Genomic DNA, 20274 nt, shown 5'->3' with positions numbered 1-20274 from the left:
GGTCTGCTGCCTGTATCTATTACGATTTATACGGATGGCTTATCCTCTTTTGATTCTGCTTTCACTTCTGCTTTTTCCGTTAAATCTTCTGGCTTCATACTAAGATTAATTCTGCCCATCTTGTCAACTTCAATTACCTTAACTGTAACTTCATCGCCAATATTGACCACATCTTCAACCTTCGCCACTCTCTTATCCGACAGTTTTGAGATATGAATCATGCCATCTTTATTCGGAGCCAATTCAACAAATGCACCAAAGTTCATAATTCTTACGACCTTACCTGTCATCACCCGACCGGATTCAATGTCAGTAACAATGCTCTTGATGATCTCAATGGCACGATCAATCTTAGCCTGATCCGTACCACATACAGCAACGCTGCCATCGTCTGAAATATCGATTTTCACTCCAGTTTCTTCAATAATCTTATTGATCACTTTTCCCTGTTTTCCTACAACATCACCAATCTTTTGAGGATCAATGGATAACTGATCAATCTTCGGAGCATATTTGCCAACTTCTTTTCGAGGCTCATCAATGGCTTTTGCCATAACTTCATCAAGAATGTAAAGTCTAGCCTTACCGGTTGTACGGATCGCTTCTTCAATGATGGGTCTTGTCAATCCATGAATCTTAATGTCCATCTGAATTGCAGTGATTCCCTTATGAGTACCGCCTACCTTAAAATCCATATCGCCAAAGAAATCTTCCAGTCCCTGGATATCCGTAAGAACGACATAATCATCATCCGTCGCTCCGGTTACCAGACCACAAGAAATTCCTGCAACTGCCGATTTAATTGGAACACCTGCTGCCATCAAAGCCATGGATGAAGAGCAGATACTTGCCTGAGAAGTAGATCCATTGGATTCCATCGTCTCTGATACGGTACGAATCGCATATGGAAATTCCTCTTCCGATGGGAGAACTGGAACCAATGCTTTTTCAGCCAGTGCACCATGTCCGATTTCACGACGTCCCGGACCTCTAGATGGTCTTGTCTCACCAACGGAGAAAGATGGGAAATTATAATGGTGCATATACCGTTTGGAAGTTTCCGCATCATCAATTCCATCTAATCTCTGACACTCAGACATAGGAGCCAGGGTACAGATATTTAAAATCTGAGTCTGTCCACGGGTAAACATTGCAGATCCATGAACTCTTGGAAGGAGATCAACCTCTGCAGCCAAAGGACGGATCTGATCCATCGCACGGCCGTCTGGTCTTTTATGATCTTTTAAGATCATCTTGCGGACCGTCTTCTTCTGATACTGATAGATTGCCTCTCCAAGTACTTCAAGCCATTCTTCTTTATCTGCAAAAGCCTCTTCCAGTTTCGTTCTGATCTTACGGATGTTATCTTCTCTTACCTGCTTTTCATCAGTAAATACTGCAACTTCCATCTCTTCAGAGGGTACGATCTCCTTTATAGCAGCAAATAATTCTTCTGGTACCGCACAACTGGTATATTCATGTTTGGGCTTTCCACATTCTGCTACAATGGTATCTATAAATTGAATGATCTCCTGATTCATCTCATGCGCCTTAAAGATCGCTTCAATCATCTTATCTTCCGCCACTTCATTGGCACCAGCTTCGATCATAATTACTTTCTCTCTGGTAGAAGCCACTGTAAGTGCCAGATCAGATGCATGCTTTTGTACCTGTGTTGGATTGATAACCAGTTCCCCATCTACCAGCCCAACCTGTGTAGAAGCACAAGGACCACTAAACGGAATATCTGATATGCTGGTCGCAATAGCAGAACCTAACATCGCTGTCAGCTCAGGACTGCAGTCCTGATCCACAGACATTACGATATTATCTAGCGTTACGTCATTGCGATAATCTTTTGGAAACAACGGTCTCATGGGACGGTCAATGACACGGCAAGTTAAAACAGAATTTTCAGAAGCCTTCCCTTCTCTTTTGTTAAATCCTCCTGGGATCTTACCAACAGAGTATAATTTCTCTTCATATTCAACACTCAGGGGAAAGAAATCAATCCCATCCCTTGGTTTATCGGATGCAGTTGCGGTTGCTAAAACAACGGTATCACCATAGTGCATAAGTGCTGCACCACTGGCCTGCTTTGCGACTCTGCCAACCTCTACGGTCAGAGTTCTTCCTGCAAGCTCCATACTAAAACTCTTGTACATACTGGTATCTCCTTTTATTCATTCATTTATATTAAATAGCAGAAGACACCGAAACTACTGATCTGCGCGCAATCTACGCAGATTCGATCTCCGTATCCTTGAAAGTTACGCGTACATCAGCGGTCTCGGGGAAAATGCTTCTACTTTTAACATTCTTTTCTTAATAGACAGATAGGGTGGAGAAGTTCTCCACCCTAAATGGTTGTTATTTTCTAATTCCTAACTTCTCAATTAAAGCACGATAGCTGTCTACGTTTGACTTCTTTAAATAATTCAAAAGACCTCTTCTTTGACCTACCATCATAAGAAGTCCTCTTCTGGAATGATGATCCTTTGAGTTAACTTTTAAATGCTCCGTTAATTCAGTAATTCTCTCTGTCAGAATCGCGATCTGAACTTCTGGTGAACCTGTATCTCCTGGGGCTCTTCCAAATTCAGCAATAATTGCTGCTTTCTTTTCCTTTGAAATCATGTGTAATTCCTCCTTAAATTTAGATTCTCACCTCGTACCAAGCATTGGTTGGAGTGTCCAAATCACCGGGTACCGGCGTGTATTCATACTAATGTAGTTTAACACAGGGAATTATCCTTGTCAATTTTATCTTTCCTATTCTGTAACATCTCTCACTCTTTTATTCTATCATATTTATATCTTATTCCCTTTTTTAAATGATCTTAATCAGTAATTTTCATGTAATCTTTAAAAGCAGTCCGTTCCATCTTACTGCGTAGTTCTTTTTTAATCTTTTCCTGATTGGAAAGGATCAGTTTTTTGTTCTTAACCAAACACACGCCTGCTATATAGACCTCTTTTACATTAAACGGACTTGCACTGTAAACAAGTGTCGAATACGGATCATAGATTGGAAACATGTTCATAGACTGGGTCTCAATTAGTACCAGATCTGCCTGTTTCCCCAATTCTAGAGAACCAGTAATTTGGGAAAGCCCAAGCGTTCTTGCTCCTTCAATGGTCGCACAAGCCACAATCTGTTCCGCCGGAAATACACTTCGGTCCCTGGTTTCGTTTTTATGAAAATCTGCAAATAACTTCATTTGCGTAAATAAATCCAGAGTATTTCCACTCGCTGGGCCATCGGTACCAAGACCAACTGATAGATTCAATTCCCGCATCTCTCTTACCGGTGCCACGCCTTTTGCTGCCTTGGTATTGGAGCCGATGCAGTGAGCAACTTTGGCTCCCCTTTCTTTTAGTAAAAGCAGATCCTCTCGGGTCATATGAATACAGTGAGCCAACAGCGTGTTTTCCCTTAAGACGCCAATGCGGTCTAAATATCCAATTGGAGTTTTATCCCCTGTTCTCCGAAAATAGTCCATTTCATACTCCATCTCTGCGGCATGGAGAGAAAACACACTGCCAAGAGATTTATTTATCCCATATGCCACTTTTAGCGCCTCTTCCTCACAGGTGCTGGTACCATGGGGAGCAATCGCACCCGATATTCTACTATGAGATTTATAGTTTCGGATCAGCCGTTCGCCATATTCCATTGCCTTAAAAGGATCTTTAAAATCACAAGCTCCGTCCGTTATAATTGTCTGGGCTGCAATCCCTCTAATCCCCATTTCATCCATTGCTTTTGCTGCTTCTTCTTCATAATAGTACATATCGTAAACCGTTGTCACACCGGAAAGAAGCATTTCACCTGCTGCGTAGCGGGTGGAATGGTACACAAGTTCTTCATCCATAGCCTTTTGTTCCATGGGAAATAAAAAAGTACGAAGTCTGTCTTTGCAGTCATCTCCAAGTCCTCGAAACGGAATCATTCCCATATGCGTGTGGGGATTCACCATTCCAGGCATTACGATTGCACCTTTTGCATCTACCTGTATGATATCAGTTGACTCCGCCTCTTGAGGCAGATTCTTCATCTCCCCGATATGAGTGATGCAGTCATCTAAAAACATGACAAACCCAGGATTGTGAATCTCTCTTTTTTCATTCATGGTCACTACGATTGCATTTTTTATTACTGTTCTCACTTAAATTAACCTTTTTCCTTTTCACTGACGTATTTTTCTACAAGAGGTACCTCTTTTTTTGTCCTTACATCAAAAAGCCCTTTGTCGCTTAACTTAAGTTCTGGCGAAACTAGAAGCGTTAAGGTGGATAGAGACATAATGACATTGTTGTTACAGTATCCCATGGATTCCACCTCATCCCTGACTGCTTTTAAATCTTTGGAAAGTAAATCCATTCCTTGATCTGAGAGAATCCCTCCCACAGGCAAAGGAGCCGCCGCCGTAATCTTTCCATCCCTAGCAGTTACGTACCCACCCTGCAAATGAACCACATGGTTTTGTGCCAGTACCATGTCTTTTTCAGAATTTCCCAGTACCATTAGGTTATGGCTGTCATGACTCCATGTGGTTGCCACCGCTCCAGAAGCGGAAAGTCCCCCTTCCACCAATCCATAGGAGACATCTCCAGTTTTTCCGTAACGTTCCCATACTGTCATAAGGCAAAGTCCTGCCTCCCTCCAGCACAAGCAGCCATCTCTTACCGGCACCAGACGCTTTTTATGGACGGATCTGGTACCAAATTTTTGGATCTGCATCACATGAACAAGCGCCGTCCCATTCTTTATCTTACAGCGGTTTAACCGAAAATCTGCAAATAGAGCCAGACGACAATTAACAGACTGGTAATAATGATCCGGAAACTTTACTGGTTTTCTACTTCCTTCCAATTTTGGGTTTACTTTTGGTTCTACCAGCCTGCCACTTTTGTACACGGAGAATGGAACAAAATCCGTCAGATCATTTAAAATCACCAGATCCGCCTGTTTCCCAGGAGCGATCATTCCACGGTCGTTTAATCCCATACGCCTCGCCGGGGTAAAGGTTGCACAATAAATTGCTTTTTCTGGAGGCATCCCATGGGAGACTGCCAGCGAAAGATTTCGGTTTAAATGTCCTTTTATCAGTTGATCTGGCATAATATCATCTGTAACAAGTGATATATTTTCATACAGATTATAAGAATCCACGGTTTTTACCACCTGAGAAGTAAGGGATTTTTCCTGTAATTCCAAAAACATACCCAAATCTGTTTTTTCAAGGACCGACTCCGGTGTCTGCTGCGTATGATCTGCATCCACACCTCCTCGAATAAAGCCGGCAAGTTCCTCTCCCGTCAGAGAGGGACAATGGCCTTCAATCCGAATCATTCGATCTGCATTTTGACATAGTCGGATAATACGCTTGATACGGGTCTCTTCTTTTGAAAGTATATCGGAAGCATTCATCACTTCCCCCAAACATAAGACACGACTGTCTTTTAATAATTCTTTGACTTCTTCTTCCCCAATTTCCCCTCCAGTTGTTTCATATTCACTTCCAGTGGAAGGAACGCTTGATGGGATGCCATAATAAATATCCAAATCTGTCTTCTGATCCATAAAGCAGTTCATACCCGATATCCCAAATACATTAACAATCTCATGAGGATCCGCTACTACTGTTGTTACTCCCCATGGGAGAACTGCTCTTGAAAATTCTTCTGGATATGTCATCGAACTTTCAATATGCATATGGATATCAATGAGCCCTGGGATCACATATTTTCCTTCTGCATCTACGATCCGGTCTGCCTCATAACAGGAAGCAGGGGAAATGTCATAGAACGTTTCCCCTACCACTGCAATGTCCATCTTTTTAAAACATTGCCTGTATGTCAGGTAGACCCATCCATTTTGAATTAATAAGTCAACCTTCTTCATTGTCTCTTCCTTAACTGTTGATGATCCGATTCCATTGGTCGATCCAGTCACTTAAAATCGGATTGACAAAGGAGTAATCAAGAACCTTTGCATTTTCAGCAACCGCACCGTAAGTCATGTTTTTTGCATCTTCCTCTGAAACTTTTATCTGGTTATTGGTAGGTGCTTCGTTTAATACTTTGGTCGTTTTTTCCTGAAGTTCCTTGCTTAACCGATAATTAATATACGCATAAGCCAGTTCCTTATTCTCACAGTTCTTTGTGATGCTAATGGTATTAAAATTCGCATACGTATGTTCTGGAGTCACATAGCTTAAATCCGGATTTGCTTCTGTGATGATGGGAACTGCAAAATCACCCACGATTGCTGCTTTTATTTCTCCAGAGGTAAACATATTAATTAAATCCGATGATTTGGCATACGTTTTTACAAGATTTGGCTTTAATTCTTCCAGTGCAGAAAAAGCCGCTTTTCCATTGTCTTTGGTCACATCAACCCCTGCATGTTCCCCTGCCATGTAGACCATAGCCGGGCCAAATGTAGTGGTAATATCCGGAATGGCGATGCTGCCTGAAAGTTCTGCCTTCCACAAATCGTCAAAGCTGTTAATCTCAAACCCTACAGCTTCCGGATCATACATAATGCCTATGCTGTTAATGGTATATGCAATTCCCTGACCTTTCTCTGCCATGATATTGGCTGCGCCAATTAAATCCTTGATGTTTTCAATCTTAGATAAATCCAGAGACTCAAACAATCCTTCCTCAATCCCCTTAGCCGTCATCGCCTGGGATAACTCAATGACATCAATGGTACTATTTGCATCTGCTGATAACTTGGTGTAACGCTCGTTTGTGCTTCCTGTCTCTGTTACAATCTTACAGCCAAACTGGTCTTCAAAAGGCTTATAGACTTCTTCTTCTGAAATATCCTCACTTAATCCGTAGGTAGACAACACCAGTTTTTTCTCTTCCTTCTTGGTGCTTTTTTCTCCTGTGCTGCCTGCACTGCCGCATCCCGATAACAATAAAACTGCACATAAGGATAATGCCAATACTTTTTTCATAATTGTATTCCTCTCTTTTCTATATTACCGGCTTAAAAGCCGTAATTACCTGTGTACTAAAATCAGTCTGGTTTCTGGCAGATAAAGCCGGATTTTTTTTCCTTCTTCATAAGATTCATCCGCTGGCCGGTTCACCAGAAACTTTCCGCCCCCTGTCAGCACTTCATACTGATAGGTCTTTCCAAGGAATGTACGAACACCGATGATCCCTTCTAGAACATTATTGGTCTGTCCGGCTTCTGCCACCTGAATATCTTCCGGTCGAATGGTTCCCATAAAATTCGTTCCATTTCGTTCCATCTCTACTGTAAATATTTCACCCGTTTCTGTTTCATATCCATTCTTGCCCTTTTTCAGAGGTAGGAAATTTTCAAACCCGATGAATCTTGCTACAAATTCCGTTTCCGGTCTTTGATAGATCTGTTCCGGAGTATCAAACTGTTCAATTACCCCCTGATTCATAACAGCAACCTTATCAGAGATAGAAAAGCACTCTTCCTGATCATGAGTAACAAACAGTGTTGTAATTCCAAGCTTCTTCTGAATCCGTTTGATCTCCATACGCATGTTGATGCGCAGCTTCGCATCTAGATTGCTCAAAGGCTCATCTAGTAACAGAAGCTTCGGTTCAATCACCAGAGCTCTGGCAAGGGCCACTCGCTGCCTCTGTCCTCCTGACATCTGCTGGGGGAATCGTGATTGAAATTCTGTAAGACCGCAGATTTCTAATATTTCCTTAACCTTCTGATCAATCTCTTCTGTCTTTCGATTTCTCATCTTTAATCCAAATGCCACATTGTCATAGACACTCAAATGAGGAAACAAGGCATAACTTTGAAAGACGATGCCGAAATTTCTTTTATGAACCGGTACTTTGGTTAAATCATCTCCTCCAATGGAAAACACACCATTTTGAGGTTCTATAAATCCAGCAACCACTCTTAATGTCGTCGTTTTTCCACATCCACTTGGTCCAAGAAGGGAAACCAGTTCTCCTTCCTTCACCTTAAGATTTAATCCCTTTAAAACTTGTTTCTTTTTATCATAACGGACATCAATGTCCTTTAATTCCATATAAGCCATGTGCATTCCTCCTATTTCGCCAAAGCAGCAATTCCCAGTGTTTTGTCAACAAGCACCATCATAAGAACAGTAACAGCCATTAAAATGACAGACACTGCGGAGACCGTAGGGTCATAATTATACTCAATGTAATTCATCAGAGTCGCCGGAAACGTGGAGACACCGGGACCAGATAGAAACATGGATACTGGAATATTATTAAAGGAATTGATAAATGCCAGCATAAACGCAGCGGAAATTCCTGAAGTAATATTGGGAAGAACCACAGAAAAGAAAGCCTTTAATTTCCCACACCCCAGACTCCAGGCCGCCTCTTCCACCGAAAAGTCAAATTGATCCAGGCTAGAACCTACCACTCGGATTATATAAGGAAGCGTCACCATAAAATGGCCTGCAAGCAATCCCATAAAGACAGGAATCTGGAATGTAAGCACCAAAAATTGATAGAGTACAAACCCGATTACAATTCCCGGCACGATGGTGGGAGAAAGGAATACAGATTTTAAAATCCCTTTCCCTTTCAATCCGGATCTGGCAAGCGCATACGCTGCCGGAATTCCTACGATTAGGGCAATTACAGTCGCTAACATTGCAATCTCAAGACTGGTCAGAAACGAAATCCGAAACGACTTTAAAGTAAACACCTTTAGAAACCATTTTAAGGAAAAGGATTTCACAGGAAACGTAATGGCGCTTCCTTCACCAAATGCTGTTATGGTAATGATAACCAAAGGTATGATTAAAAATGCAAATACCAGTAGGGCAAATGCCGTAAGCATTCTATTTTTACGCATCGCTTCCTCCTCTTCTGTCAAGCCTAGCTGCCAGAGCATTCATTCCTTTGATAACAACTAAGGTTACAACGATCATAATCAGGGATATGACAGCCGCTCCATCCCAATCTCCTATGGTCATGGCTCTCTGATATATAAATGTGGACAGTACCATGTTTTTATTCCCACCAAGTAACTGAGGTGTGGTGTAGGCAGTTAGCGTTCCTGTAAAGACCAATATCCCGCCCACGATGATCCCCGGTAAACTCATGGGAAAGATAATTTTTAAAAATGCTCGAAATCGGTCAGCCCCAAGGCTTAATGCTGCTTCCATCATATCGTCTCCGATGTTTTCCATCACCCCTGCCACAGTTACAATCATAAGAGGCAGGAATAGATAGACCGAACCGATGACAATGGCAAAATCCGTATATAATAGCTTTACAGGCTTTTCTGCCAACCCTGTTGTAAGAAGAAAACGATTGATAATACCAGAACTTCCAAGTATGTTAATCCAGGCAAAACTTCGGATCACGGAATTGGTCATCATCGGAAAAATTGACACAGACAGTAAAATACCCCTCCATTTTTTCTGACACCGGCTAATAAAATAAGCAGTGGGAACGCCTGCTATCATGCAGATACCTGTGGTCAGGACTGCAACCTTTAGTGTTCTTAGAAAAATTTTAAGGTAGTACGCATCCTGAAAAAACTCCGCATAAGCTTGAAGCGGATACTCTCCGATCGAAAGAGTTGGAATTAATACTCTTAGAAGGGGAAAGAATAGGCAAACGGATAGAATCACAAGCCCTGGTATTACCATAACAAATGCATTACTTTTCTTCATCTTAACCTCACTATGCGATATTCGCTTCAAACATTGGTTTCACTTATAACTATTTATAAGTACAGTTAATTTATATCTGTACATTTATTATAATTTATGATATACTTTACGTCAAATACATATAATCTATATTTTCTATGCAGTAAAGCTATAGTTCAACATAAATCGGAAAGGAAAGTACTACTATGGAACTGAAAGAAGCGAGATACATTCTGGCTATTGCAAGAATGAAAAATATCAGCAAAGCAGCAGAAACTCTTTTTATCTCCCAGCCATCCTTAAGTAAATATTTAAAAAATCTGGAACAGCAGCTTGGGACACGGTTGTTTAACCGGGTAGGAAGCTGCTACTCCCCTACCTATGCGGGAGAACGTTACCTTCATTATGCCGAGAAAATTGTAGCATACGGGATTGAATGGGAGATCGAATTCGATGATATTATGCACCGAAACCAAGGACGTTTAAACATCGCATTGCCCATTATGTTGGGAAACAGTCTAATTGGACCAACGCTTATGACCTACCACAAGTTTTACCCCCATGTCACCGTCAATCTAATGGAGGAAGTCAATTTTGTAGCAGAGCATACTTTAACGGATCACACGGTAGACTTAACTTTTTATAATGTACACAAGTTTCCCATTGATCTTGATTATCAGATGATAGGAAAAGAAGAGATGGTGCTGGTACTGTCTGGGAAAAACCCATTGGTCAAAAAAGCAATCAAAAAAGAGGGCTTCCGCTATCCATGGCTGGATTTAAGCCTTCTAACAAAAGAACCGTTTATACTCCTTTACCCGGATCAAAATAGCGGAGCCATTGCTTGTCAATTGTTTCAGGAATACCAACTAGATCCAGTGATTCTTCTCCATACCAGAAACAGTGAATTGTCCATTCAACTTGCTATGGAAGGTTTGGGAGCTGCGATTGCGCCTGAAAGTTACTATCATACGTTAAAAAAACGGGAAGGAAAGGATTCGGTATGCCTTTCCATTGGGAAAAACCGAATGGAAAATACTTTGATTGCCGCCTACCAAAAAAACAGATACCTTCCCCAATATGCCAGAGCATATCTTAATATACTGACCGATTATTATAACACCCAGCATAAGGAATATACCCCTTGATGGGATAATTGAATATTTTTTTATGTTGGGTTCTGTTGTTTGCTTTTTCGCAAAAATTACTATATACTGATGAAATAACGTAAAATGCAAGGAGATATTGGTATGAAGGATAAGATTTTGGTGATTGATGATGACCGGGCAGTCCGCCTATCCGTAAAGCAGGTATTTGAGAGAGAAAATAAAGAAGTAACTTTGGCAGACAGTGGAACCGCAGCACTTCAATTACTAGATCAGCATACCTATGACCTGATTATCTTAGATGTTTTGATGGATGATATGGATGGTTTTTATGTCGTAAACCTGATTCGCAAAAAAAAGATCTATACACCTGTCTTGTTTTTGAGTGGACAACTGGAGGAACAAAACAAGATTCTAGCAATTTCACTTGGCGGGGATGACTACTTGACGAAACCATTCGGATTGGAAATGTTAACAACGAAGGCCAATGCATTGCTACGAAGAAGCCAACAATATAATTCTGTGGAAACAAAAGAACTGGTGTGTGGGGAACTACGCATGTCACTTCGGGATTTTTCACTTTCGAAGCAAGGAGTTCCCATTCCTCTCACTTCCAAAGAGACCGCCTTGATAAAATTCTTATTGGAAAACCAGAATCAGGTCTTTACAAAAGAACAGCTCTATGTAAATGTCTGGAAAAATTCCGTGGTTGATGACAATACCATCATGGTTTACATCAAACGTCTACGAGACAAAATTGAAGACGACTCCAAGCATCCAAAGTATTTAAAAACTGCTTGGGGACTCGGATATATCTTTAAGGATATATCTTTAAGGCTATAAAAGATGAAAAAACTCCCTCCGAAGCAGACGTTTGAACATTAAAGTCTGTTTCAGAGAGAGTTTTTTTATTCGCTATAAGATAATGATTCCCAAAAGCAATCCTCCAGCTAACATAATCATTGTGACGGCAAACAGCCACTTAAAGCAGAAGCGAATATGATCCTTTAATTCCATGTCCACGAGTCCAATCGCCAGATAGGTGGCCGGTACCAAGGGACTGATCATAAGCACTACATTTTTTCCGATCATCATGGCAATCGCTGTATTTAATGCAGTGACTCCATATTTGGTTCCTACTTCGATAACCAGAGGCATAATACCATAAAAATAAGCATCTGTACCTACCATCATACCAAGTGGCATTCCAAGAACTCCAAAAATGATATGAATATAACGTCCCAAAGCATCTGGAAGAATACTAATAATCGCATTTGCCATAGCACCCAGCATTTGCGTTTCTGTCATGATTCCTACCATTGCCCCAGATGCTAACATCGTTGCTGATATAATCAGAGCTGTCGGTGCATGTGCCTTGATTCTTTTATCTTGTTCCTTTAAGGATGGAAAATTAATTATCAAAGCAATGGATAAAAATAACATAAACAAAACATAAGATGATGTAATATTTAACATAAGTGTCGCAATGAGTCCTACGGTTAAAAGGATGTTAATCCAAAGGAGTTTGGGGCGTCTAAGAGCCTGTGACCCATCATCCTTAGCGGTTGCAGCTTCTAATAGATCCGCCTGTGTCATACTTGCATCAAGTCCTGCACCACGTTTCTTTTCGACTAAGCCTAAGAAAAATGCAAGCAATATTGTAACAATACAGCCCAGCAGCTGAATGGGAATCAGAGTGTGCCATAGGATTGTGGCATCCATACCAAGTACGGTTGCCGTTCTTGCAGTTGGACCCCCCCAAGGCAGAAGGTTCATAACCCCCATAGCCGCGGCTACGATGCAAAGAAGGACCTGAGGACGTATTTTCATCTTCTTATAAACCGGATACATCGAAGGAATTGTAATTAAAACAGTTGTTGCAGTTGCACCATCTAAATGAGCAATAATTGCGATAATGGCAGTCGCAATCGTGATGGAAATTACATTCGCTCCAGCTTTTTTAACCAGAAAATCTACAATAATATCAAATACCCCAACATCTGACATTACGCCAAAAAATACAACGGAAAAGATAAATAAAATTGCATTGCTTGTGGTCGTTCCCACACCGGTCTTAATGAAATCGCCTATCTCACTGACACTATAACCTAGAAGCAACGCAGCAATCGTAGGGACGATGATTAAAACAACAATGGGGGACATTTTGCCTTTTAATAACAGTACTACAATGGCAATTACCATGAGAAAACCAATAATAGCTAGATACATAAACACCTCTCCTTTTTTCTTTCTTACACTTACTATACGGAGAGGTTCTATATATTTTTTGACAGGTCTCTTAATAATTCTTAAGATTCTACAATTTTCTTAAAACTTCCTCAATCCCCTCAACAGTAACTGGCTTTTCCAGTATTCCATCTACATTATTCGTTTTTTTCTCCAATATATCCTGATCTTCCAAATCACAAATCAAAATAATTTTGGCTCCGACTCCAATGCAACGCACAATCCCAGCAAACTCAATTCCACCCATGCCTGGTAAGGAATCCGCTGTTAAAATGGCATCAAAGCGCTCTCCATTTTTCTTTAAAATTCGAAGTGCTTCCACTGGTGTTTTGCAGGATACAACCCTATGTTTTCTTTTTTCTAATCCTTTTCCCAGTGCTTTTCTTACACTGTCCTGATCTTCCAGCAAAAGAAGTTCTTTATATCTTACCGTTTTTTTAGTCTCCAGCGAAAGATCCTGTTCTTCCACGATTTGACATAGTGGAAACTCAATGATGAATGTGGTTCCTTTTCCCAGTTCTGACTTTACCTCTATGGATCCACCTGCTCTTGTGATCAATCCATGAATTACACTCAATCCCAGCCCTGTTCCTTCTCCCTCCCTCTTCGTGGTAAAAAACGGTTCAAATATTTGCGATCGTACCTCCTCTGTCATACCGGGTCCTGTATCTCCAATGATAAGACGATATCTGCGTTGCTGATTCGTAGATTTTACAGTCCCGCCAATTACGGTCAATCTTCCCTTACTATCTTTCATCGCATAAAGCGCATTGGTACTTAAATTGATTACAATCTGCGAAATCAAGGACTGACTCCCCTGGATATAACATTCCTCTGCCGTGATTTCTTTATGTAGGTGAATGGAATTGGGAAGTAATTTACGAACCATCTTAAGGTTCCGTTCTAGCTGATCCCTTACATTTAAAACAACAATCTTTTTTCCCCCCGAATCCTTTCTGGTATAAGATGATAATTCTTTTGTCAGCTCTGCCGCCTTTTTTGCCGCTAGCACAATCTCTGCCACACTTTCTCTGGTAGAACCATCCACCGACTTATCTGCTAGTATTAGTTCACCATAGACGAGAATGGGAGTCAAAAAGTTATTGAATTCATGATTGATCATTCCGGATAGGATACCAACCGACCATAACCTGCTGCCGTGTTTAACTTGTTCTTCTTTCTGATGCAATTGTTCTAAGGTTCCGTTTAGTTCTTTTAAATACTTAACTTCCACTTCCATGGAGCTTGTTTTGTTCTCACGATTGATAAAGTAGGAAAGAAAGACACCAAATAGTGCCAGTATTACAACCGCCGCCAAAATACTAAGCCTTGTTGCTTCTCCCAAAGGCTTCTCCAGTTCCTTGTAATTTAAAGTGACATTTACAATCCACTGCTGTTCTCCAATATCTGCCCTGGTATAAACCAAAACTTTTTTGGCTGCTGTTAACTCATCCCACCAGTAGCTGTTTAAAATTTCTTTTCCCTCTTTGTTATTCTTTTGCCGATTTAATAATTCACCCAGGCTAGAAAGATCCAAATTGTAATCTTTATACTTCGCTAGACGCCCCTTTACGGCATTTAACCCAATCTGATCCAAGGTGGGGTGCATTAGAATTACACCATCGGTATCCTTAACCATAGAATATCCATTCTCTCCCACTTTTATGGGTTGTACAATTTTTTTATATACTTCACCCGTTTCAATTGACGTTACCACAAACCGATCCGGCAGAGAGGGATTGCTTACCCGACACACCATAAACTGAATGAAATGGTTAGAACCAGATAGGACTGGTTTTAATAAAATCGCTTTTCCTTTGACGAGTTCTGGATTTTCCATTGCTTCTAAGACCGCCTGTTTCGCTTCTTTTTCATAAGAAGTTCCGTGAACAGACAAAAGAGTCTGATCGGAATTAAACAAGGAAACGGAAGAAATATATTCTTTATTTAAACCCAGATAATAACCAAGATACGACTCCTTCTCTGCAGCGATGGGAGCATATAAACAAAATTCTTCCAGTTTTTCTTTATAAAACAGACTTAAACTGTTGGAAGCCGATCTTGCAGCAACCATAAGATTGTCCTGTGTCATCTCAATCACATGGTTCTGATAGCTTTTTAAAATCCAGAAATTCAAAAAAAGCAAAAGGACCAAAAACCCCACCCCTGACAATACCCCCTTGAAAAGACTCCTATTATGATCGTTCAATTCGATATCCCCCATGATTACATTTCGTTCTTCTATTATACCCTGTCCTAATTTTTTAAACAAATATACAAAAGCGATAGCCCCTATCCCACATAGGCTATCGCTAGATTTTTATATTCTCCCGGAAATACATTCCCTTTGCTGCCATAAAAATAACTATATGTACCTGCAATCAACAAAATGACGATGAGACAAAAAGTAAAAAACATTAGCTTATGATACCCCCGTTTGTCTAGCATACCGATTCCTCCTTTTTTCCTATGCTTCCAGTCTATGCTGCCTTAAAGCTGCATCATGACAGGTTGCCGAATTATTATGTATTTCTTGTAAATCGGCACTTAGGGAAATTAGAACAACCATAAAAATCTCCAAATTTTCCATTCCGTCGTCTTAAAACACTGCCACATACTGGGCAGAACTCTTCTTCCTTTTTCTCAACATTTAACTGTCCCATATATTCATAACACTTCTGATTCATGATACAGTCATTCAGAGCACGATGTGCGCCATCTGTGGGAACGTTAAAGTATTGCGATAGATCCGTCAGCCGGTGACGGCGAAGCATGGGAAGAACCGTTCTTGCCATGTATAGGGTATCAACGTAATCATTTGGTACCTCTAATCCCAAAAGTTCCTCTGCTGCCCGAGATAAAAATTTAAGATCAAAGGACTGTATGTTATGCCCAACTAAAATCTCACCTTCAATAAAGGATAGAAATTCTGGCAGAACGTTTCTAAGATTAGGTGCCTTTATAGCCATGTCGTCTGTAATTCCATTCACTTTAGTCGCTCCCGCTGGGATATGCATTCCAGGATTAACCAGTGTCGTAAACTGATCCATTACTACATGGTTTTTCACTTTGACAGCTGAAATCTCGATGATGAAGTCCTCTTTGGAGCTGACTCCAGTTGTTTCCAAATCAAAGACTACATAGTTGTCTGCATACTGTTCCAAACGTCGGCCCGTTAAATCTTTTGCAACCATATTTTCCTCCATTTAGTATGTAACAGGATTCTATTTCCTGTTTCTTTTGTAATACTCTTATTATAACTTCATAAGTGGAAGACATCAAGTAATATTATGGAATCGCTATCACTTCTCTAGCAACGGTTTCTAACTCTTGTGTCGATAGATAACCGCAGGCTACCATTCGACTTAACACTTTTTTCTGCCGCATCTTTGCTAAGTTCATATTTTTACTTGGTGCATACTTTGACGGAGCATTGGGAACACCTGCCAAAAGTGTACTTTCAAACTCATTCATATCCTTTGGAGTTTTCTCTAAGTACCCTTTACTAGCTTCTCCAATTCCATAATATCCATCCCCAAAATAGATACAATTCACATAAAGCTCAAAGATTTCTTCTTTCGTATAATTTTTCTCAATGTCCATTGCCATAAATACCTCTGCTGCCTTTCTGGTAATCTCTTTATCCTGGTTAAAATATAAATTTTTAGCCAGTTGCTGGGTAATGGTACTCCCTCCCTCTATAAAACGCCCCGCCTGAATATCATGTAAAACAGCTCTGCCAATGGCAACGGGATCAATTCCAATATGATGAAAAAAACGTTTATCTTCTACCGATACAATTGCATCTACATATACTCCAGGAAGATCATTAAATTTAGTATATCCGTCTTTTTCCCGAACTTCTTCGATCCGGTCAAACAAATCCTTTGTGTCTAAAGCCTGCCGATAGATATCATATCCCTTCTGTACTACTGTAAATCCAGTCAAAATACCGACCAATAACACTAAGAAAATCAATTTACGAGCCAAACCTTTCACTTTCACGGATACCACCTCCTTCTTTCATTCACTTCCAATCTTTTACTTGATTATATCACATGCATTGATTGAAATCAGGAATAATTCCTTATATTTTTCTAAATTTTCTAATCAAATCCCAATATTTTCTTACCATTTCTTACAATTTTTGCAAATCAGTTCCAGAAGAATAGAAAATAGGCAGCAGAAACCGGCTGATTTTCTGCTGCCTGCAACAAGAACGTACCTAGATGGATTTAAGATATGATGTGCCGTGGAATACCCATACCTTAGCACGTTCAAAACACCGAGGCAATCCACTTTGCGCTTTTTGCTAGTATTATTGCATTTTTCGACATTTTTCACACGAACATCTCATTTAATTCTAAAAAATCCTGATAGCTTTTCTCAAACTTCTTTTTTCTACTTTTACTTACATATAAATTTTCACCATTTATCATTTTTATCTGATCCTCTTTTACAAAACGTATGTGCTGCATATTAATAAGATTATGCCGATTGATTCGAACAAATTGTTCTTTGGGAAGTTTGTATTCCTCTTCGTCTAGTCTGGCTCTTATACGAATTTTTGCTTGTTCTGTTACCACACTTGTTTTTCGGTAATAGGACTCTAAAAATAAAATATCACGTACGTCAAAAAAATACGTTTGTCCATAAAAAAAAGCAATGTATTTTGTCTGTTTCAAGTTCACAATCTTACCGTTTCCCAAAGTAATAATACCACTTTTCACTTTTGTTTTTACCTGTCTTACAAAATCTTTGATGGATATTTTCCCATTACTTGGGTAAAGTAATATCACATCGTATACCGTTCGGTCCAATTCCCGTAATAATTTTTCTTCTAGCGAAAAATAATCAATTTTAAACAATCCATTTCCAAAACTGCCACTAATTTTCTGCTCTGTTTCCATCAGCCATTTTTCATTTGTAAAAAAGGCGATTTTCATTTCCTTCCCCCCATAACCAGATCAATTTTAGACGCGATTGCCCTTATCTATATAACGTTTTTCAATTTCCCTTATAACGCAAAAAATTGTTTCCGTTTAAAACAGTGAATAATAATAGACATATTTCCCACACTAAAAGGAATGGATTCCTATACAACAAGGAAAGGAGATGAGCAGATGAAATCGGAAAATAAACAAAACAAAAAACAAAACACCTCATCAACTACAGCAAAAAACAACTATGATATCGACATTCAAGCATGTTCCACCACAGAACTTACCGGACTAATACCGGCAACTCCTGAAACAGAAACCGAATTGGAAGCATATGAGGATATCTATCCATATCTTCCTCGCGCCAAATCAACAAACAAAGAATAAAGAATCTTTTTTTCAAAACACAAAAGAAGGACCCGAAATAAGGATCCTTCTTTTGCATCTAGTCATACCCTATTATTTTCCTGTATTGATAATGGCATCTACGATGTCCATATAATCACCACAGTATTTATTGTACATAGGCTTTACCGCATCTTGGAACTTAATTTTTTCTTCAGGGGAAAGTTCTGTAATCTGACAGCCACCTGCCCGAACCTTTTCTTTCGATTCTTTTTCTCTTTCCGACCAGAGTTTTCTTTCATAGTCTGCGGATTCCAATGCGCATTCTTTTATTATCTTCTGATCCTCCCCCCCGAGCTGATCCCAAGTAGACTGGGCACAAAGCTGAAGTTCGGGAACCCGGTTGTGCTCATCTACAGTAAAATATTTCGCCACTTCATAATGACTGGTTGATTCATAGGAAGGCCAGTTATTCTCTGCCCCATCGATTTCTCCGGTCTGAAGTCCCTGATAAACCTCCGAATAATTCATAGGAACTGGATTTGCCCCAAGCGCTTCCACCATATTAATGATCATATCCGATTCTTGGACCCTGATATTAAGCCCTTTCATATCTTCCAGCTTATGAATCGAGTGTCTGGAATTATAAAAATTTCTGGCACCGGCATCGTACCAGGATAAAGCAATCAGATTGGACCCTTCAAAGGAATTGATAAAGTCCTCCCCGATGCTTCCATCAAGAACCTGCCACATGTGCCCCGCATCCCGGTAAAGATAGGGGAGCTGAAGAACATTTAACTTCGGTACAAATTCTGCAAGTAGTGACAGTGACATCCGCATAAAATCAATCCCGCCAAACTGAAGCTGTTCACAAACAGATTTCTCATCCCCCAAAACACCCCCTGCCTGGACATTGATCCGTATTCTTCCATTGGTTTTTTCTTGTACCAGCTCTGCAAACTTATATGCTCCCTGAGTGGTCGGATAATCCTCTGCTTGATTTTCTGCATACGTAAATACATATTCTGGTGTCTCTGTATATACATTTGAAGTAATCTGATCTCCCGTCTGTTTGATACTGCCACACCCGGAAAGGATCATTGCAAATGCGATTAGAAGCACATGTCCTAATCTGTTTTTTCTCATTGTCTTCTCCTCCTTGTAACATTCCTGCCAATCCTATCTTACTTTTTTTGAAACAGGCTCATGCGATATTCCGTTGGATTTACACCGGTAACCCGTTTAAACACCTTCGTAAAGTAATTGGAATCGGAATATCCTACCGAAGCTCCGATTTCTTTTACATTCACCGTAGGCATCTCCAGCATTTTTTTTGCGGCTTCCACTCTGCATTCGGTCAGATATGTGGTGAAATTTTTGTCAAAACACTGTTTAAATAATTTACAGAAATAAGCTTCTGAATAATTCATTACCCTGGCGACATCTTGCATGGATAAATCTCGAATGTAATTCTCTTCTATATAGTTTTGTATCACTTCCGCTACTTTATGCAGTCTTATCTGCCCATCTGATGCCGTTTCTTCCATGGATTTAAGGGCTGGAATCGGAGGCAGTTCTTTCTTCCCCTCCTTTTCCCGATCGCATAGGCGCATGGCCTCCTCTACCACACAAAATAACTCTTCCTCTTTGCATGGTTTTAATAGATAATCCAGTGCTCGGATGCCAATCGCTTTTTTTGCATAGGAAAACTCATCATACGCAGTCAAAAATATAATGCTACACTGGGGATTACGCCGGTGCATTTCCTCTGCTGCTTCAATCCCGTTAATTCCCGGCATTTCTATATCCATGATGGCGATCTGAATGTCATTTTCTAAAAAAAGAGCAAGTGCTTCTCTCCCGTTACCTGCCTGCCAAATCTGGCACTGTTCCCCCAGTTCCTTTCTCAGTGTTTGGTACAATACTTTTCTTTCAATTAATTCATCATCTGCTATCAGTACCCGATACATGAAAACTCCT

General features: G+C 40.2%; 19 protein-coding genes. 3 read left to right on the top strand and 16 right to left on the bottom strand.

Going from position 1 to position 20274, the window contains the following annotated elements:
- Nucleotides 1-26 precede the first annotated feature (26 nt).
- From EFT72_RS00715 to EFT72_RS00680, 8 genes are all read right to left on the bottom strand, one after another.
- On the bottom strand, nt 27-2165 hold the full coding sequence (locus EFT72_RS00715; protein ID WP_124064906.1) for a polyribonucleotide nucleotidyltransferase: 2139 nt from the start codon (nt 2163-2165) through the stop codon (nt 27-29).
- A 205-nt stretch (nt 2166-2370) separates the two neighbouring features.
- On the bottom strand, nt 2371-2637 hold the full coding sequence (rpsO, locus tag EFT72_RS00710) for a 30S ribosomal protein S15 (protein ID WP_124064905.1): 267 nt from the start codon (nt 2635-2637) through the stop codon (nt 2371-2373).
- Between the two features lie 203 nt (nt 2638-2840).
- A complete protein-coding gene (locus tag EFT72_RS00705; protein WP_124064904.1) occupies nt 2841-4169 on the bottom strand; it encodes an amidohydrolase in 1329 nt (442 codons plus the stop codon).
- 5 nt (nt 4170-4174) lie between these two features.
- Complete coding sequence (locus tag EFT72_RS00700) at nt 4175-5908, bottom strand: adenine deaminase C-terminal domain-containing protein (RefSeq protein WP_124064903.1); 1734 nt, start codon at nt 5906-5908, stop codon at nt 4175-4177.
- 10 nt (nt 5909-5918) lie between these two features.
- On the bottom strand, nt 5919-6974 hold the full coding sequence (locus tag EFT72_RS00695) for an ABC transporter substrate-binding protein (RefSeq protein WP_124064902.1): 1056 nt from the start codon (nt 6972-6974) through the stop codon (nt 5919-5921).
- Between the two features lie 45 nt (nt 6975-7019).
- Entirely contained in the window at nt 7020-8057 is a 1038-nt protein-coding gene (locus EFT72_RS00690; protein ID WP_124064901.1) for an ABC transporter ATP-binding protein, read from the bottom strand.
- An 11-nt stretch (nt 8058-8068) separates the two neighbouring features.
- Nucleotides 8069-8851, bottom strand: a complete 783-nt coding sequence (locus EFT72_RS00685) for an ABC transporter permease (protein WP_124064900.1) — start codon at nt 8849-8851, stop codon at nt 8069-8071.
- The gene (locus EFT72_RS00680) at nt 8844-9677 is read right to left on the bottom strand and encodes an ABC transporter permease (protein ID WP_124064899.1); all 834 of its coding nucleotides are present in this window, start codon (nt 9675-9677) and stop codon (nt 8844-8846) included. Before EFT72_RS00680 ends, EFT72_RS00685 begins: the two co-directional genes overlap by 8 nt.
- Nucleotides 9678-9862: 185 nt before the next feature.
- On the opposite strand from EFT72_RS00680, the gene EFT72_RS00675 reads away from it, so the two are divergent.
- Nucleotides 9863-10804 carry a LysR family transcriptional regulator gene (locus EFT72_RS00675; protein ID WP_124064898.1) on the top strand — a complete coding sequence of 314 codons (942 nt, stop codon included), beginning with the start codon at nt 9863-9865 and terminating at the stop codon, nt 10802-10804.
- 102 nt (nt 10805-10906) lie between these two features.
- Entirely contained in the window at nt 10907-11605 is a 699-nt protein-coding gene (locus EFT72_RS00670) for a response regulator transcription factor (RefSeq protein WP_164473028.1), read from the top strand.
- Nucleotides 11606-11677: 72 nt separating this feature from the next.
- Here EFT72_RS00670 and EFT72_RS00665 read toward each other — a convergent pair whose 3' ends face one another.
- From EFT72_RS00665 to EFT72_RS00645, 6 genes are all read right to left on the bottom strand, one after another.
- On the bottom strand, nt 11678-12991 hold the full coding sequence (locus EFT72_RS00665) for a citrate:proton symporter (protein ID WP_124064896.1): 1314 nt from the start codon (nt 12989-12991) through the stop codon (nt 11678-11680).
- A gap of 88 nt (nt 12992-13079) precedes the next feature.
- Nucleotides 13080-15218 (bottom strand): ATP-binding protein, encoded by a 2139-nt coding sequence (locus tag EFT72_RS00660; protein WP_164473027.1) that lies wholly within the window; start codon nt 15216-15218, stop codon nt 13080-13082.
- 83 nt (nt 15219-15301) lie between these two features.
- Nucleotides 15302-15457, bottom strand: coding sequence for a hypothetical protein (locus EFT72_RS19085; RefSeq protein WP_164473026.1), 156 nt, complete (start codon nt 15455-15457; stop codon nt 15302-15304).
- Nucleotides 15458-15531: 74 nt separating this feature from the next.
- Nucleotides 15532-16203 carry an exonuclease domain-containing protein gene (locus tag EFT72_RS00655; RefSeq protein WP_124064894.1) on the bottom strand — a complete coding sequence of 224 codons (672 nt, stop codon included), beginning with the start codon at nt 16201-16203 and terminating at the stop codon, nt 15532-15534.
- A gap of 94 nt (nt 16204-16297) precedes the next feature.
- Nucleotides 16298-17014 carry a biosynthetic peptidoglycan transglycosylase gene (locus tag EFT72_RS00650; protein ID WP_206426586.1) on the bottom strand — a complete coding sequence of 239 codons (717 nt, stop codon included), beginning with the start codon at nt 17012-17014 and terminating at the stop codon, nt 16298-16300.
- A 335-nt stretch (nt 17015-17349) separates the two neighbouring features.
- Nucleotides 17350-17955 carry a LytTR family DNA-binding domain-containing protein gene (locus EFT72_RS00645; protein WP_124064892.1) on the bottom strand — a complete coding sequence of 202 codons (606 nt, stop codon included), beginning with the start codon at nt 17953-17955 and terminating at the stop codon, nt 17350-17352.
- Nucleotides 17956-18132: 177 nt separating this feature from the next.
- On the opposite strand from EFT72_RS00645, the gene EFT72_RS00640 reads away from it, so the two are divergent.
- A complete protein-coding gene (locus tag EFT72_RS00640) occupies nt 18133-18336 on the top strand; it encodes a hypothetical protein (protein ID WP_124064891.1) in 204 nt (67 codons plus the stop codon).
- A 72-nt stretch (nt 18337-18408) separates the two neighbouring features.
- Here the strand turns inward: EFT72_RS00640 and EFT72_RS00635 are convergent, their stop codons facing one another.
- Together EFT72_RS00635 and EFT72_RS00630 are read right to left on the bottom strand one after the other, a co-directional pair.
- Entirely contained in the window at nt 18409-19440 is a 1032-nt protein-coding gene (locus EFT72_RS00635; RefSeq protein ID WP_124064890.1) for a TRAP transporter substrate-binding protein, read from the bottom strand.
- 38 nt (nt 19441-19478) lie between these two features.
- Complete coding sequence (locus tag EFT72_RS00630; RefSeq protein WP_124064889.1) at nt 19479-20264, bottom strand: response regulator; 786 nt, start codon at nt 20262-20264, stop codon at nt 19479-19481.
- Nucleotides 20265-20274 lie beyond the last annotated feature (10 nt).

The sequence above is a fragment of the Clostridium sp. E02 genome, assembly GCF_003833015.1.
In the GTDB taxonomy this organism is placed as follows: Bacteria; Bacillota; Clostridia; order Lachnospirales; family Lachnospiraceae; genus Lacrimispora.
The sequence above is the reverse complement of the archived record's forward strand: the minus strand, read 5'-3'. Positions and strand labels throughout refer to the sequence as shown.